This is a genomic window from Aeromonas sp. FDAARGOS 1407, assembly GCF_019048725.1.
GTDB lineage: Bacteria > Pseudomonadota > Gammaproteobacteria > Enterobacterales > Aeromonadaceae > Aeromonas > Aeromonas enteropelogenes.
In genome coordinates this window covers 2,112,084-2,126,442 of sequence record NZ_CP077399.1, presented here as the reverse complement: position 1 = coordinate 2,126,442, position 14,359 = coordinate 2,112,084, and the positions used below count along the sequence as shown (strand labels likewise).

Annotated in this window: 15 protein-coding genes and 1 pseudogene; 2 read left to right on the top strand and 14 right to left on the bottom strand. The window is 62.2% G+C overall.

Annotated elements, in window-relative coordinates; all coding sequences use genetic code 11:
• Window positions 1–48 precede the first annotated feature (48 nt).
• On the bottom strand, window positions 49–531 hold the full coding sequence (gene yfcD / locus I6L37_RS10300; RefSeq protein ID WP_254203559.1) for an NUDIX hydrolase YfcD: 483 nt from the start codon (window positions 529–531) through the stop codon (window positions 49–51).
• A 206-nt stretch (window positions 532–737) separates the two neighbouring features.
• Here yfcD and I6L37_RS10295 point away from each other — a divergent pair, with 206 nt between their 5' ends.
• Window positions 738–956 carry a DUF1107 family protein gene (locus tag I6L37_RS10295; RefSeq protein WP_042027810.1) on the top strand — a complete coding sequence of 73 codons (219 nt, stop codon included), beginning with the start codon at window positions 738–740 and terminating at the stop codon, window positions 954–956.
• A gap of 54 nt (window positions 957–1,010) precedes the next feature.
• Here I6L37_RS10295 and I6L37_RS10290 read toward each other — a convergent pair whose 3' ends face one another.
• The 13 genes and pseudogenes from I6L37_RS10290 to I6L37_RS10230 all read right to left on the bottom strand — a co-directional run bounded on the left by I6L37_RS10290 (window position 1,011) and on the right by I6L37_RS10230 (window position 12,540).
• Window positions 1,011–1,325 carry a DUF2845 domain-containing protein gene (locus I6L37_RS10290; protein WP_216993973.1) on the bottom strand — a complete coding sequence of 105 codons (315 nt, stop codon included), beginning with the start codon at window positions 1,323–1,325 and terminating at the stop codon, window positions 1,011–1,013.
• Window positions 1,326–1,482: 157 nt separating this feature from the next.
• The gene (locus I6L37_RS10285; protein WP_026458368.1) at window positions 1,483–2,094 is read right to left on the bottom strand and encodes an FKBP-type peptidyl-prolyl cis-trans isomerase; all 612 of its coding nucleotides are present in this window, start codon (window positions 2,092–2,094) and stop codon (window positions 1,483–1,485) included.
• A gap of 155 nt (window positions 2,095–2,249) precedes the next feature.
• A pseudogene (locus I6L37_RS10280) lies at window positions 2,250–2,352 on the bottom strand (copper homeostasis protein CutC); the annotation flags it as partial.
• Window positions 2,353–2,381: 29 nt separating this feature from the next.
• Window positions 2,382–3,107: a copper homeostasis protein CutC gene (locus I6L37_RS10275; RefSeq protein WP_216993972.1), complete on the bottom strand. Its 726-nt coding sequence runs from the start codon at window positions 3,105–3,107 to the stop codon at window positions 2,382–2,384.
• A gap of 41 nt (window positions 3,108–3,148) precedes the next feature.
• Window positions 3,149–4,051 carry an ROK family protein gene (locus I6L37_RS10270; protein WP_042073071.1) on the bottom strand — a complete coding sequence of 301 codons (903 nt, stop codon included), beginning with the start codon at window positions 4,049–4,051 and terminating at the stop codon, window positions 3,149–3,151.
• 107 nt (window positions 4,052–4,158) lie between these two features.
• The gene (locus tag I6L37_RS10265) at window positions 4,159–4,665 is read right to left on the bottom strand and encodes a GNAT family N-acetyltransferase (protein ID WP_042027816.1); all 507 of its coding nucleotides are present in this window, start codon (window positions 4,663–4,665) and stop codon (window positions 4,159–4,161) included.
• Window positions 4,653–5,459 carry a M48 family metallopeptidase gene (locus tag I6L37_RS10260; RefSeq protein ID WP_026457721.1) on the bottom strand — a complete coding sequence of 269 codons (807 nt, stop codon included), beginning with the start codon at window positions 5,457–5,459 and terminating at the stop codon, window positions 4,653–4,655. Before I6L37_RS10260 ends, I6L37_RS10265 begins: the two co-directional genes overlap by 13 nt.
• Before the next feature lie 184 nt (window positions 5,460–5,643).
• The gene (locus I6L37_RS10255) at window positions 5,644–6,618 is read right to left on the bottom strand and encodes a PstS family phosphate ABC transporter substrate-binding protein (RefSeq protein ID WP_124238748.1); all 975 of its coding nucleotides are present in this window, start codon (window positions 6,616–6,618) and stop codon (window positions 5,644–5,646) included.
• A 248-nt stretch (window positions 6,619–6,866) separates the two neighbouring features.
• Window positions 6,867–8,162 carry a phosphate regulon sensor histidine kinase PhoR gene (gene phoR / locus I6L37_RS10250; RefSeq protein WP_216993971.1) on the bottom strand — a complete coding sequence of 432 codons (1,296 nt, stop codon included), beginning with the start codon at window positions 8,160–8,162 and terminating at the stop codon, window positions 6,867–6,869.
• A 9-nt stretch (window positions 8,163–8,171) separates the two neighbouring features.
• Entirely contained in the window at window positions 8,172–8,861 is a 690-nt protein-coding gene (gene phoB, locus I6L37_RS10245) for a phosphate regulon transcriptional regulator PhoB (protein ID WP_026457670.1), read from the bottom strand.
• Window positions 8,862–8,962: 101 nt separating this feature from the next.
• Window positions 8,963–9,376, bottom strand: a complete 414-nt coding sequence (locus I6L37_RS10240; RefSeq protein WP_026457671.1) for a VOC family protein — start codon at window positions 9,374–9,376, stop codon at window positions 8,963–8,965.
• Window positions 9,373–10,695: a diguanylate cyclase gene (locus tag I6L37_RS10235; protein WP_216993970.1), complete on the bottom strand. Its 1,323-nt coding sequence runs from the start codon at window positions 10,693–10,695 to the stop codon at window positions 9,373–9,375. Before I6L37_RS10235 ends, I6L37_RS10240 begins: the two co-directional genes overlap by 4 nt.
• Before the next feature lie 147 nt (window positions 10,696–10,842).
• Window positions 10,843–12,540, bottom strand: a complete 1,698-nt coding sequence (locus I6L37_RS10230) for a sigma-54-dependent Fis family transcriptional regulator (RefSeq protein ID WP_216993969.1) — start codon at window positions 12,538–12,540, stop codon at window positions 10,843–10,845.
• Window positions 12,541–12,775: 235 nt separating this feature from the next.
• On the opposite strand from I6L37_RS10230, the gene I6L37_RS10225 reads away from it, so the two are divergent.
• A complete protein-coding gene (locus tag I6L37_RS10225; protein WP_216993968.1) occupies window positions 12,776–14,293 on the top strand; it encodes an aldehyde dehydrogenase family protein in 1,518 nt (505 codons plus the stop codon).
• Window positions 14,294–14,359: the final 66 nt, after the last annotated feature.

The following is a 14,359-nucleotide window of genomic DNA, read 5'->3' as shown; positions in this document are numbered from 1 at the left end:
CAAACGGGCAACCAGTGGCTGCCCGTATTGTTCCGGATGGGATTGCTGTTAGCGCCGAGCCTGCCAAGTGGCGATGGCGAGCAGGGAGTCCGGAGTAAACTCGTCGGCCCGTTCGGCGATCTCGGCCTGACTCATCCAGTGCACCTCGCTCACCTCTTCGGCCTGCAGCTGAAGCGGCCCCTGATAGCGGCAGCTGTAAAGACTACCCCAGACCCGATACCCCTCCCCCTCGGCATAAAAAGTACCGAAGCCTTGCAGCGGTACATCGTGGATCCCCAGCTCTTCGGCCAGCTCGCGCCGGGCAGAGGGCTCCATCTGTTCGCCTGCGGTCACCACGCCACCGGCGCAGGCATCCAGCATACCGGGGCAGAAATCCTTGCAGAGTGTGCGTCGCTGCACCAGGATGCGATCTGCCTCGTCGAGTATCAGGATGTAGCTGGCACGATGGCAGAGATTCTCCCGCCGCACCTTGGCCCGCTCGGCCACCCCAATCACCCGGTTCTCTTCATCCACCACATCAACCCATTCCACGTGCAGGCCCTTTTGCTCATTCCATTCGACTGCCCGCAGTATATCGGTGCAAGGGATTGTGATGGCACTACTTTTTCAAATGGTGCCCTTGCTTTGCCCGAAGGGATCACCAAAAAAGGATTCATGCAAAACTCGATGAAACGTCACATGGCTGTCATCAACCGCCCCCATAGTGTGCCCTGTTCAAGCAAGCAGGTAACGTTGTGATGAAGGTTTTCAAGCAGTTATCCCCGCGGCAAATCGCAAGATACATCAAGAGTTTCCACCGGGGCTCCTTTGCCATCGAGTCATGGGGAACATTTGAATTCAGCGCAGGCAGGCTCAGTCTGCACGGGTTGAGCTGCCACCGGCGCCTGAGACTGGCAGGCCAGATCAACCAGGCACTGCGCCAGCTCAGTCACGCCGAGCCCTTGCCGGAACAGTGAGTCAAGGGGAGTTGCCCTCCTGTCCTTAATGCTTCCATGCTGTTTGCCCGCCGGCTACTCGCCGCGCGGGCCGTTTTCGATATCGGTGATGATGCCGTTGCGCACGGTGACGAAGCGCATGAACTCGCTCTTGCCGAAGTTGTAGGTCCAGCGCTCGCCATACTTCACCGGCACCAGATAACCGAACTGGTTCTCCTCATTGCGACTGAGCTCTTCGCGCAGCATGGGTTCTCCACACTTGAGCAGCATCAGGGCCGTGCTGTCGCCCTCGGTGATCAACGCATTCTTGCAACGCATCGCATCGGCGCTGGCAGGCAGTGTGGCAAGCAGCACAGCCATGGCCGCCGCCACCTTCATCATCTTGTTCATGGGACACACCTCAACTGGGGTTCAGTTGCAGTATGACGGTTCCCGGCGGCGAAAAAAGCCCCCCATGGGTGCTCGTCGCCACCTTTTAACCCACCAGCAAACTCGCCCAAAAACAAACGGCGACCCGAGGGTCGCCGCTTGCATCACGCCAGCCGGATCACAGGATGTCCAGCAGCTCCACTTCAAATACCAGAGCGGAGTAGGGCGGGATGGAGCCGGCGCCACGGGCACCGTAAGCCAGATCCTGCGGAATGTAGAGCTTCCACTTGGAGCCAACCGGCATCAGCTGCAGGGCTTCAACCCAGCCCTTGATCACGCCGGTCACCGGGAACTCGGCCGGCTGGCCGCGAGCGACCGAGCTGTCGAATACGCCACCGTGGGTGAAGGTACCGTGGTAGTGAACACGCACGGACTGACCGGCTACCGGTACGGCGCCGTTGCCTTCGACCAGCACTTCGTACTGCAGACCGGAGTCGGTCACGGTCACTTCGGCGCGCTTGGCGTTGTCAGCCAGGAAGGCTTCGCCTTCGGCAGCAGCTGCCTTGGCGACCGCTTCCTGCTCTTCCTGCATGCGGGCGGTGATGACCTGGAAGGCATCATTGATATCGTCACGGCTTACCGCGAATTCCAGACCGTTCAGGGCATCCGCCAGGCCTTGTTGCAGGGCCGGGATATCCAGACCGGCGAAGGCTTGCTGCGCCAGCTGATCACCCATGTTGCGGCCGATGCCATAGCTGGCCTTCTGTTCGATAGAGTCGTATTGGGACATTGAGATGTTGCTCCGGGTCCTGATGTAAAAGAGTCGGGATGATATCAGACTTTTGTGCCAGGTGCTGCCGGCGCCGCCCCTGATTTCCCCGTCCGTGGGAGTGAGTTCACATGCCGCGACAAAAACGCCGCCCGCAGGCGGCGTTGATCAGAGGATCAAGGTCGATCCAGCAGGGCCCGTACCGTCGCCACCTTGGCACCATCGGTAATATTGACCCGGCCATCGTCCGATGGTGCCCATGTTGACTCCATACGATAGAGAGACACCATGCCGCCGCGCGGCCTGCATTAGATCTTGTCCAGCAAAGCCCGCACCGCCGCGACCTTGGAACCATCGGTAATATTGACCCGGCCATCGTCCGAGGTGCCCATGTTGACTCCATGAGGCACCATGCCGCCACGCCAGCCCATGCCGGACATATGTACCTCGCTCACCCCGGTAAATTCGATGATGGTGCGCACGTTGTCAGCATTGACTCCGGCCCCCGGCATCAGGCTGGCACGGCCCGCCAGCGCCTGCTGCATGGCCTGCAGAGTCTCAAGCCCCGCCAGCGCGGTCGGCGCATGGCCTGAGCTCAGGATGCGCTCACAACCGGCATTAACGATGATTTCCAGATCCGCTCGCCAGTCGGAGGAGAGATCGATGGCGCGGTGGAAGGTGACACCAAGGGGGCCTGCCGCTTCCACCAGTTGCTTGAGCCTGGCGGCGGGCACCCGCCCCTCTTCATCCAGCAGACCGACGACGACCCCCTGCAAACCGGCCGAACGCGCCGCGGCGATATCCTGCAACATCATCTCGAACTCGCCATCGCTGAAACAGAAGTCGCCGGCACGGGGACGGATCATGGCATAGACGGGCACGGTGGCATGGCGCGCCGCCAACTGCATGAAGCCATGGGAGGGGGTCAGGCCACCCAGCCCCAGGGCGGAGCAGAGTTCGATGCGATCCGCCCCCGCCTGCTGGGCGGTAAACAGGGATTCCAGGTTGTCGATGCAGATTTCAAGACGGGTCATGACGATTCCTTTATCGGGGAGATCAGACCCCACATCCGATCTCACAGGTTGAGCAAGGCTGCACCACGCACGCCACCGGCACCGCCGAAGCGGGCCTGGCGGATCTCGGGCAGGGCGACCCCGGGCAATAGATGGCCGGGCAGGCGCAGCGGCAATTGTTCGTAGAGAGCGGGCAGGCCGCTTAGCCCCCCACCCAGCACCACCACCTCGGGATCGATCACCGAGATGGCAGTAGCCAGGCCGGCGGCCATGATCTCCAGCCAGCAATCGATCGTGGCCACCGCATGGGGCTCATGGGCCTCGAAACGTGCCACAATCTGGCGCCCCGTGGCACGCTGACCGTGAAAATGATGATAGAGCCGCTCCAGCCCGGTACCGGAGGCGTAGGTCTCGAAACAGACCAGACGACCACAGCCACAGCGGGGACGGGGCAGCTCGGGGTATTTCATCAGGATGGTGGCCGGCAGCGGGTAGTGGCCTATCTCGCCGGCCAGCCAGTTGCGCCCCTGGATGAGGGTGCCTGCGAGGTAGACGGCGCCGCCGATACCGGTGCCGATGGTGACCCCAAGGGCACTGCCGGCACCATCCGCCGCTCCTTTGTGCACTTCCGACCAGAGGAAGCAGTTGGCATCATTGTCCACCTTGACCGGGCGATCCAGCAGTTCCACCAGATCGGCCCCCAGATGGCGACCGTTGATAGCGGGCAGGTTGGCCGCCACTATGCTGTGGTCGTGACGATTGAGGATGCCGGGAAAGCCGATGCCGACCGCCCCCCTGGCACCGAAGCGGGCGTCTGCCTGCTCGACCCGCTCGCGGATCAGCTGCTGCAACGCCTCGTAATCATTGCCCGGTGTGGCCACCTGCTCCTCATGACAGAGATTCAAGGCCCCGTCATACACCGCAAAGGCAATCTTGGTACCACCGATATCAAAGCCGTAATACATGCCCGCACTCCCTTGTCTGTTAGCTGTCATCCGGATCAGTTCTGGGGGGACATTGTATTAATTCGCAAAAAAAAAAAAGTGACACGGGGCGTAAAACCAAAGCGGGATCAAAGCAGACGGAACATTTGCCGCTGTAGACAGGGTTGGCCAAGGCTGGTCAGGGTCCGCTGTTTGCCGTCGAACACGAAGCCGCGGCGCAGGTAAAACCCCTCGCCTATCCGGTTGCCATCGAGCAGCCACAATCTGACGCACTCGCAGCCACTGCGCCGCATCTGCATCGCCACCGCCTGCCACAGTCGCTTGCCATACCCATGGCGCCAGTGATCCGGGTGTAGATAAAGCGCCCGGATCCTGGCGGTGGCGAGGCCCTCCTCCTGCTCCTGCTGCCAGTAAAGAAGGCCTATCACCACCTCATCCAGGCAGAGCAGCATGGGGCGCGGACCTGGTTCGGCGAGCCGGCCCTGCCAGATCTGCAGATGCTCGGTCACGTCCAGCTGGGCCAGCATGTCCTGGCCCAGCACCTGGCTATAGGCGGCGAGCCAGCTGGCCCGCTGCATCACCGTCATGGCGGCGGCGTCATCGGGCCGCGCCATGCGCAGGCTTATGCCTTGCATTGGGGCACCAGGCCGTTGGCACGTGCCTGCTGATAGAGAGGCTGCACCTCGGCTTGCTGCGCCTGCAGCTCGGCAATGCGGCTCTCGTTGCTGGGGTGAGTGGAGAGCAGCTGGGGCGGATTCTTGCCGCCGGAGGCCGCGCTCATGTTTTGCCACAGGGGAATGGCGGCGGCGGGATCAAAACCGGCGCGGGCCATCAGATCCAGCCCCAGACGGTCTGCCTCACTCTCCTGCTCGCGACCATAGGGCAGCAGTACCCCGACTTCCATGCCAAGGCCAAGGGCCGCCATGGTGGCGCCGCGATATTCGCTGGTGCCCATGGCAATGTCCGCCACCGACAGACCGATATCCGCCAGCTGGCTGCGGGAGAGACGCTCGTTGGAGTGCTGGGCCAGCACGTGGGTCAGCTCGTGGCCGATGACGGTGGCCAGCTGATCCTGATTCTTGGCTACCTTGAGCAGGCCGCTGTAAACCCCGATCTTGCCACCGGGCAGGGCGAAGGCGTTGACCTGCTTGGAGTCAAACACCACCACTTCCCAGTTGCTGATGCCGTAGCTGGCGGGCACCTGGGCGGTCACCGCCCTGGCGACGCAGGAAACATAGGCGTTGAGCCTCGCATCCGTGCTCACCTTCTCCTGCTTCTTCATCTGCTCGAAGGAGTCTGCTCCCAGCTGGCTCATCTGCTGGGGGGAGTAGAGCAACATCTGGCTGCGACCGGTCGGTGACTGGGCACAACCAAGCAGCAGAGACGTGCACAGAGCTGCCAGGCCAAACTTGTAAAACGGGGCGGTCATGAAAGACTCCTTAACCATAACGTTGCCCTATTTTCGGAAATGCCGACTCGGGACGCAAGGGAGTGCATTTTTCAATAGCCGAAAAATGGCCGAGAAGATCCTGCCCGACTTGCCAAAACGGCGTCCCATAAAACAAAACGAGCCCGCAGGGGGCTCGTTTTTGCGTCACGGGCTGGCAGCAGTGTTACATGATGTCCAGCTTCTTCAGGTCGGCCATGGCGACCTTGGCCGGTACCGGCACATAACCGTCCTTGGCGACAATGCTCTGGCCCGCCTTGGACAACATCATCTTCACGAACTCCTGCTCCATCGGGGAGAGCGGCTTGTTCGGGTGCTTGTTCACGTAAACGTACAGGAAGCGGGAGAGCGGATACTTGCCGGTGATGGCGTTATCTGAGTTCGCCTCGACGAAGGTCTTGCCATCCTTGGAGAGCGGTACGGCGCGCACCCCGGAGGTGACATAACCGATGCCCGAGTAGCCGATGCCGTTCAGGGAGGCGGAGACGGACTGCACCACGGAGGCAGAACCCGGCTGCTCGTTCACGCCGCTCTTGAAGTCGCCGTTGCACAGGGCGTGCTCTTTGAAGTAGCCGTAAGTACCGGAGACGGAGTTGCGGCCGAACAGTTGCAGATCCTTGCTGGACCAGTTGCCCTCCAGACCCAGATCAGACCACTTGGTGGCAGCCTTGGCTTCGCCGCACTTGAGGGTGCTGGAGAAGACGGAGTCAACCTGCTGCATGGTCAGCCCCTTGATGGGGTTGTCCTTGTTGACGAACACCGCCAGGGCATCGACGGCCACACGGATGGCGGTCGGCTTGTAACCGTAACGCTTCTCGAACGCCTCGATCTCACCCGCCTTCATGGCGCGGCTCATCGGGCCAAACTGGGCAACCCCTTCGGTCAGGGCGGTCGGCGCGGTCGAAGAACCGGCGGCCTGGATCTGCACGTTGACGTTGGGATAGACACGCTTAAATTCTTCGGCCCACAGGGTCATCATGTTGGCCAGGGTGTCCGAGCCGACGGAAGACAGGTTGCCGGAGATGCCGCTGGTTGGGGCGTACTCTGGCAGATCCTTATCGACACCATAGGCCAGGGTGCTGGCAGAAAACAGGGTTGCAGCGGTGAATCCGATAACACCAGCCAGTTTGTTGAGTTTCATCCAATCTCTCCAAGTCCAAGGTTGCAGAAGGCAATCGTCAGTATGACGTTGATACATGGTTCAAACCCGATCACCCTCTCCAAAGTTACAGAAGGTCCGTTCTTGAAACGGCGCCAGTATCTGACCTGGCAGTGACAAATTTATGGATTTAATGTGACACTTTAATGACATGGGCAAGGATTTGCACAAATGCAGGAAGGGCTGCGAATGCAGCCCTTCTTTCGTATCTAACTCATTGTCTAAAAAGATTATTTAATCACCACCATGCGTGCCGGGATGAGGAAGCTGAAGCGGCTGCCAAGGCCGATCCGGCTCTCGATGTCGAGGTGACAGTCGTGATGACTGAGGGCATGCTTGACGATGGCAAGGCCGAGCCCGGAGCCACCGGTATGGCGCGAGCGGGCCTTGTCGACCCGATAGAAACGCTCGGTGAGGCGCGCCAGATGCTCGGGGGCAATCCCCTCCCCCTCATCCTTGACCGCAAACAGCGCCATGGTGCCTTGGGTACGCCACTCCACCGTGATGTTGCGCCCCGCCGGGGTGTAGTGGATGGCGTTGTAGACCAAGTTGGACACCGCGCTGCGCAACTGCTCCTGATCACCGCGCACGAACAGGTTTGACTGCACGTTGAACTCGATCTGGTGTCCCCGCTCGCCGGAGAGCGCCCTGGCCTCCAGCTCCAGCAGCCCCAGCATGGCGGGCATGTCCACCAGATGGGAGAGATCCACCGACGGCGCCGCCTCGATGCGCGACAGGGTGAGCAGCTGGTTGACCAGGTTGTCCATGCGGATGGTCTGCTCCATCATCACCCTGTGCGCCTTGGCCCACACCGCGGGGGGCGGCGGCTCCTCGGTCATCTCCAGATAGCCCTTGAGTACGGTGAGCGGGGTGCGCAGCTCGTGGGAGACGTTGGAGACGAAATGCTTGCGGGTCTTCTCCAGATGGCGCAGCCGGGTCACGTCCCGCACCACCAGCATGGCCTGATCCTCGGCGTAGGGCATGATGCGAAACTCGAGAAACTTCTCCTCGTTGACCGGGGAGTTCATCTCGAGGGGCTCGTCATACTCCCCCTTGCCGAGGTAGGCGCCGAAAGCCGGATTGCGGATGAGGTTGCCCACATGCTGACCCGCGTCCTCCGGCCAGCGAAACCCCAGCAGCTGTTCGGCCAGCCGGTTGCACCAGAGGATGCTGCCGTCGGTACGGATCACCACGGCCGCATCGGGCAGCGCCTCGGCCCCTTCGCGAAAGCGGCGGATGAGGCCCGCCAGCTCGCGCCGTCTGGCCCGGTGGCGCTGCTGCAACTTGTAGATACCGTTGAAGATATGCTCCCAGCTGCCACTGCCATGGGGGGGAACCAGGCTGCGATCGTGCCACAGCCAGTCCGACAGGCGCTTCTGGAAGCGGTAGTGCCAGCCGAGGTGGAGCAGGGCTGCCACCAGCAGGCAAAGGGCAAGATGATCAATCAACCAGCCGACCAACACGAACGGCGAATAGAAGAATACCATTCGCCACAACTGTCGCCGCCAGGCGTAAGGTTGCAACATAATTGCCTCTTAGAGACGGGTTGAGAAACGGTATCCGGCTCCACGTACCGTCTGGATCAGTCTGTCGTGTCCAGTCTCTTCGATCGCTTTGCGCAGGCGACGAATGTGCACGTCCACGGTTCTGTCCTCGACATACACATTGGTCCCCCAGACATTGTTCAGCAGTTGCTCGCGGCTGTAGACCCGCTCGGGATGGGTCATGAAGAAGTGCAGCAGTTTGAACTCGGTCGGCCCCATGTCCAGCGCCTTCTCCTCGGCACTGACCCGATGAGAGACAGGATCCAGCTTGAGCCCCTGCACCTCGATCACCTCGTCCACCGAGGTGGGAGAGACCCGGCGCATCACCGCATGCAGGCGAGCAGTCAGCTCCTTGGGAGAGAACGGCTTGGTGATGTAGTCATCGGCCCCCGCCTCGAGACCTCGGACCTTGTCCTCTTCCTCGCCACGAGCGGTGAGCATCACCACCGGGATCTGGCGGGTCACCTCATCCTGCTTGAGCTGCTTGATGAACTGGATACCGCTGCCACCGGGCATCATCCAGTCCAGCACGATGAGTTCGGGGTAGGGTTCACGCACCTTCGCCAGTCCATCGGCAAAATCTTCCGCCTCAATCGTCTCGTATCCCTTCTGCTCCAGCACGAAACAGAGCATTTCGCGGATCGGTGCCTCGTCCTCAACCACCAGAATTCGCTTAGCCATTCCCTTCTCTCTCCTCTGTGAAGATGGGTGCGCCAATTATTAGAATTTTCTGTGACACTTTTATGACTCGATGACAGGGCGGATGATAAACGTTTTCAGATTCAGTTGGCAGCCGTGCGTTGCAGCAGATCCCAGCGGTTGCCACTGATGTCCTCAAATACCACCACAGTGCCGTAAGGTTCGCTTCGCGGCTGCTCGCAAAAATGCACGCCATGGGCCAGCATCCGCTCGTAATCCCGCCAAAAGTCATCAGTCTCGAGAAACAGAAAGACCCGCCCGCCGCCCTGCCGGCCGATGGCGGCCTGCTGCTCCGGGGTAGCCGCGCGGGCCAGCAACAGGGCCGAGCCCTGCCCGCCCGCCGGGGCGACCCGCACCCAGCGCTTGCCCGGTTTGCCCGGCTCGTCAAGTTGTGTGTCTTCCAGCAGCGTAAAGCCAAGCCCCCGGGTGAAAAAGGCGATGGCCTCGTCGTAGTCGGCCACCAGCAGGGTCAGTGCACCGATTGTTTGTCCCGTCATGTTGTTTCCCTTGTCGTCAGTATGGAGGGAGAGACTGGCGAGCTTGTCTCCACCCGGTTGCGGCCCCGTTGCTTGGCCTGATAGAGGGCGGCATCTGCCCGCCGGATCACCTGCTCCAGCGGATCGCCGGCGCGCTCGGCCACCCCGAACGAGACGGTCACCCTGAGCGCTTCGGGCCAGTGGGGATCCGCCGCCAGCATCAGGCGCAGCCGCTCGGCCAGTGCGCAAGCCTGCTCCTGATCGTAGTGAAGGCAGATCAGCACGAACTCCTCCCCGCCCCAGCGCACCAGGTGGCAGAAAGTATCACAGTGGCGCAGGATCTGGCTGACCAGATGCTTGAGCACCTCATCCCCCACCGGGTGGCCATGGCCATCGTTGATTTGTTTGAAGTGATCCACATCCAGATAGATGAGAGAAAAAGCACGCTCACCCAACCCCTCCAGCAGCTCTTCTCCGCCCAGCCGGTTGAAGGCGCCGGTCAGGGGATCATGAGTAGCCTCCTCGCGGGAGCGGCGACTCTCCTCGCAGAGGGTGCGATTGTGTTCCTCCGCCGCCAGTCTGGCCTGATGGGCATGCTGCAGGCGCTGTTTCATATGCCGATGGTTGGCCACCAGTATGATGCAGCCATAGATAAACCAGACCGCCAGGATCAGGCGATAGAAGAGGCTGGCATCGAGCCAGGGGCCATGAAAATGCAGCTCCTCGATAATGGCCCCGTGTGTGCCAGGCTGCATGTCGTAACCGGCGGCGAGCTCGATGGCATAGACCCGGTGCAAGTCAGGCCCCTGCTGTTGCAGCGGCACATTGTATTGCTTGATCCACCAGGTTGCCGGTGCGAACACGTCAAGGGGCACCTTGTGGAGCCTGCCGTAATCCGCCGGACGAAAGATGATCTCGTTGAACTTGGGGGCAAGGGGATCCTCGGGCAGATCGCTGGCCGGATCATGATTGCGCAGATAGAGACGCCAGTCCTGACCTCCTTCGCCAGTCACGCTCAGGCGCACATGCAGGGTATCGAAGCGGGCGAGATCGATCCCCTCATCGGGGGGCGTCAGGGTCAAGGTCAGTCTGCAGCCCGGCACGATGTGCTGGCGGGCGGGCAGGATGCATTGCACGCCAGGTTTGCCTTCCGGCGACGAGAGATAGCGCGCCTGCTCCGGCGTCACATCCGCCGCCCGCTGCACGGTGACGATAACGGGCCACTCCTGCAGATCCAGTACCCGCTCCGGGCCGAATTCGAACAGCAGGATGATGGCAAGGGTCAGCCCCAGCAGGGCGCGAAAAGAGCGGTCGACAAGACGAATGTAGGAAGAGGTCATGCTTAGCCTGGCATCACGATTGACGCAGCTGTCCAACGGGGCAGGGTCGCACTGAATCCACTCATGGTTCAGCGCCGTTCTGGTCCGACATGATACAAAGGATGGCGGGAACAAGCATGCAATTAATGGAAAATACTTAAAATTCCATCAGTTACATGCTTTCAATGCCCGATATAGGGTGGTGCGGCTGATGCCGAGCCGGCGCGCAGCCTCACTCACGTTGCCACCACAATCCGCCAGGGTCTGCTGCACCCGCTGGCGGCTCTGGGCGCGCAAGGTGGTGATGCCCGCAGTCACTGAAGTGGATGGCGGAACAGGTATCAGCGCGGGCGCGGCAACGACCGCAGGCAGATGCAGGTGAGAGGCTTCAACCCATTCTTGCCCTTCCGCCAGCACGCAAGCTACTTCGAGTGCCTGTTTGAGCTGGCGCACGTTGCCGGGCAAGGGATGAGCCAGCAGTTGCTGCTCCGCCTCCCGGGTCAGCTGCAACGCTGGATCCATCTCGGTGAGCAACCGCAAGATCAATGCCCGCCGCTCGTGGGCCGGCCAATCCCGCAGCGGCGCCAATTGCTGGCGCCAGCCGCAGATGCGGTAGTAGAGATCCTCGCGAAAACTGCCGGCCACCACCATGGCCGCCAGATCCCGGTGGCTGGCACTGACCAGCCAGAAATCCACCGGCTCGGGCTTGTGGCTGCCGACCGGGGTAACGGCGCGCTCCTGCAATACCCGCAGCAGCCGGGTCTGGGCCGACAGCGGCAGTTCGCCAATTTCGTCCAGCATCAGGATGCCGCCGTGGGCGGCGCGCAGATAGCCCTGGCTGCCCTGGCTGCGGGCACCGCTAAAGGCCCCACCCACATAACCGAACAACTCTGCCTCCACCAGATCCGCCGGCAGGGCGCCGCAGTTGACGCACACCAGGGGTTTATCCTGGCGGCTCGACTGACGATGCAGCGCTCGTACCAGATGCTCCTTGCCACTGCCGGTCTCCCCTTCGATAAGCAGGGAGATACCACGCTCCAGCATCTTGAGCGGTACCTGTGAAGGTTCTGGCAAGGATTCCTGCCCGCACCCCAATGGCGGAAGCGACGAGGGCCCTTCGACCGGCTCGGGCACCAGCCGCAGGCCGCGTCCCTCGCGCAGCAGTTGCTTGCCATCGAAGGAGTGTTGGCCAAGCCAGAGCCGGCCGGCCCGGTTGGCACCGAGCAGCTCGCCGGCTTCCCCCAGCAGCAGGCGGGCGGACCAGAGACTCTGGGGATCGAGATCCACCAGCCAGCCCGGCTGGCGCGCCAGCAGCGCGTTTTCCAGGGTCATGGCCAACAGCCGCACCGTGCCCAGCATATCGCCGCCGTGGTGGGCCGCCTCGGTGGAGATATCGAGCACCCCGAGCAGTCTGCCGTCGGGCCCGAGCAGCGGGCAGGCGCTGCAGCTGAGAAAACTGTGCTGGGCGAAAAAGTGCTGGGCACCGAGCACCTGTACCTCGCTCTGCTCGGCGAGCGCCGTGCCGATGGCGTTGGTGCCCTTGCTCCCCTCTCCCCAGCGGGCACCGCTGCGCAGAAAAATACGCTCGGCATGGCGGGCGAAGCCGTCGTCACCGCTGGCGGCCAGAATCGCCCCTTCTGCGTCGCACAGCAACAGGCGGCAGGGTCGCCCCGCCAGCAGCTGGCCAAACAGCGGCAGCACGAAGCGCTCAAAGCAGGCGATCAGCTCCCTGTGCCCTTCCAATCTCGCCGTGAGCTCTCCTCTTGGCAACAGATCCAGCTCGGCGCTCTGCTGGCGGCTCAGCCCTTGATGCAGGCAGCGCTGCCAGGAGCGCTGGATAGGGCCAGATTGGGGAAATTCGCTCATCACGCCTCCTGTTCACAAATGGCACGACTGTCACGACCACTGTCCAGAATCGGCACAGTTGTATCGCCACCGCCGCGGTCATTGGTTAACCAAGATACGCTGCCGCACCCCGTTTGATAACGTTTTTGTAACTTTTGAAGCGCTGGTCAGACCCTCTGGCACGCCCCTTGCGATACACAGCAGCAACCGGGCTGCCCGCCAGCCCGGTCAGGACCACACACATAAGGATGATGAGATGATTTATACCGCTCCCGGTCAGGCAGGTGCCCTGGTCAGCTTCAAGTCCCGTTACGACAACTTCATCGGTGGTGACTGGGTGGCGCCGCGCGCCGGCCGCTACTTTGAAAACATCTCGCCGGTGGATGGCCGCGTGTTCTGCGAAGTGGCCCGCTCTGACGCCGCCGATATCGAGCTGGCGCTCGACGCCGCTCACAAGGCGTTCGCCAGCTGGAGCAAGACCAGCGTCACCGAGCGCAGCAACCTGCTGCTGCGCATCGCCGATCGCATCGAGCAAAATATCGAAGTGCTCGCCATCGCCGAAACCTGGGAGAACGGCAAGGCGGTGCGCGAGACCCTGGCCGCCGACCTGCCCCTGGTGGTGGATCACTTCCGCTACTTCGCCGGCTGCATCCGCGCTCAGGAGGGCTCCGCCGCCGAGCTGGATCAGCACACCGTCAGCTACCACTTCAAGGAGCCCATCGGGGTGGTCGGCCAGATCATCCCGTGGAACTTCCCGCTGCTGATGGCGGCCTGGAAACTGGCCCCCGTGCTCGCGGCCGGCTGTTGCAGCGTGCTCAAGCCCGCCGAGCAGACCCCGGTCACCATCATGCTGATGATGGATCTCATCAAGGACATCCTGCCCGCCGGGGTGGTCAACGTGGTCAACGGCTTTGGCGCCGAGGCGGGCCAGGCGCTCGCCACCAGCAACCGGATCCAGAAGCTCGCCTTCACCGGCTCCACCGAGGTGGGCGCCCATATCCTGCGCTGCGCCGCCGACAAGCTCATTCCCTCCACCGTGGAGCTGGGTGGCAAGTCCCCCAACATCTACTTCGCCGACGTGATGCAGCACGAGAGCAGCTACATCGACAAGGCGGTGGAAGGCATGCTGATGACCTTTTTCAACCAGGGCGAGGTGTGTACCTGCCCCTCCCGCGCCCTGGTGCAGGCCAGCATCTATGACGACTTCATGGACAAGGTGCTGGCCCGCGCCCGCACCATAGTGCAGGGCAACCCCCTCGACACCGCCACCCAGGTCGGTGCCCAGGCGTCCCGCGAGCAGTTCGACAAGATCCTAAGCTACATGGAGATCGGTCGCGGCGAAGGGGCCAAGATGCTGATCGGCGGCGGCGCGGCCAAGGTGAACGGGCTGGAAGGGGGCTTCTACATCCAGCCCACCATCTTCCACGGCCAGAACAAGATGCGGGTGTTCCAGGAGGAGATCTTCGGGCCGGCCCTCGGGGTGACCACCTTCAAGGACGAGGCGGATGCGCTGGCGATTGCCAACGACACCCAGTACGGCCTGGGGGCGGGCCTGTGGACCCGCGACAGCAACCTGGCCTGGCGCATGGGGCGCGGCATCCAGGCCGGCCGGGTCTGGATCAACTGCTACCACGCCTACCCCGCCCACGCAGCCTTCGGCGGCTACAAGAAGTCAGGCATAGGCCGCGAGACCCACAAGATGATGCTGGACCACTACCAGAACACCAAGAATCTGCTGGTGAGCCACGGCATCAACCCCCTCGGCTTCTTCTAAGCCGGCCATCGCTGATAAAAGGGCGCCTGTAAGGCGCCCTCTCTTTTTTCCGTCGAACGCTTCCCG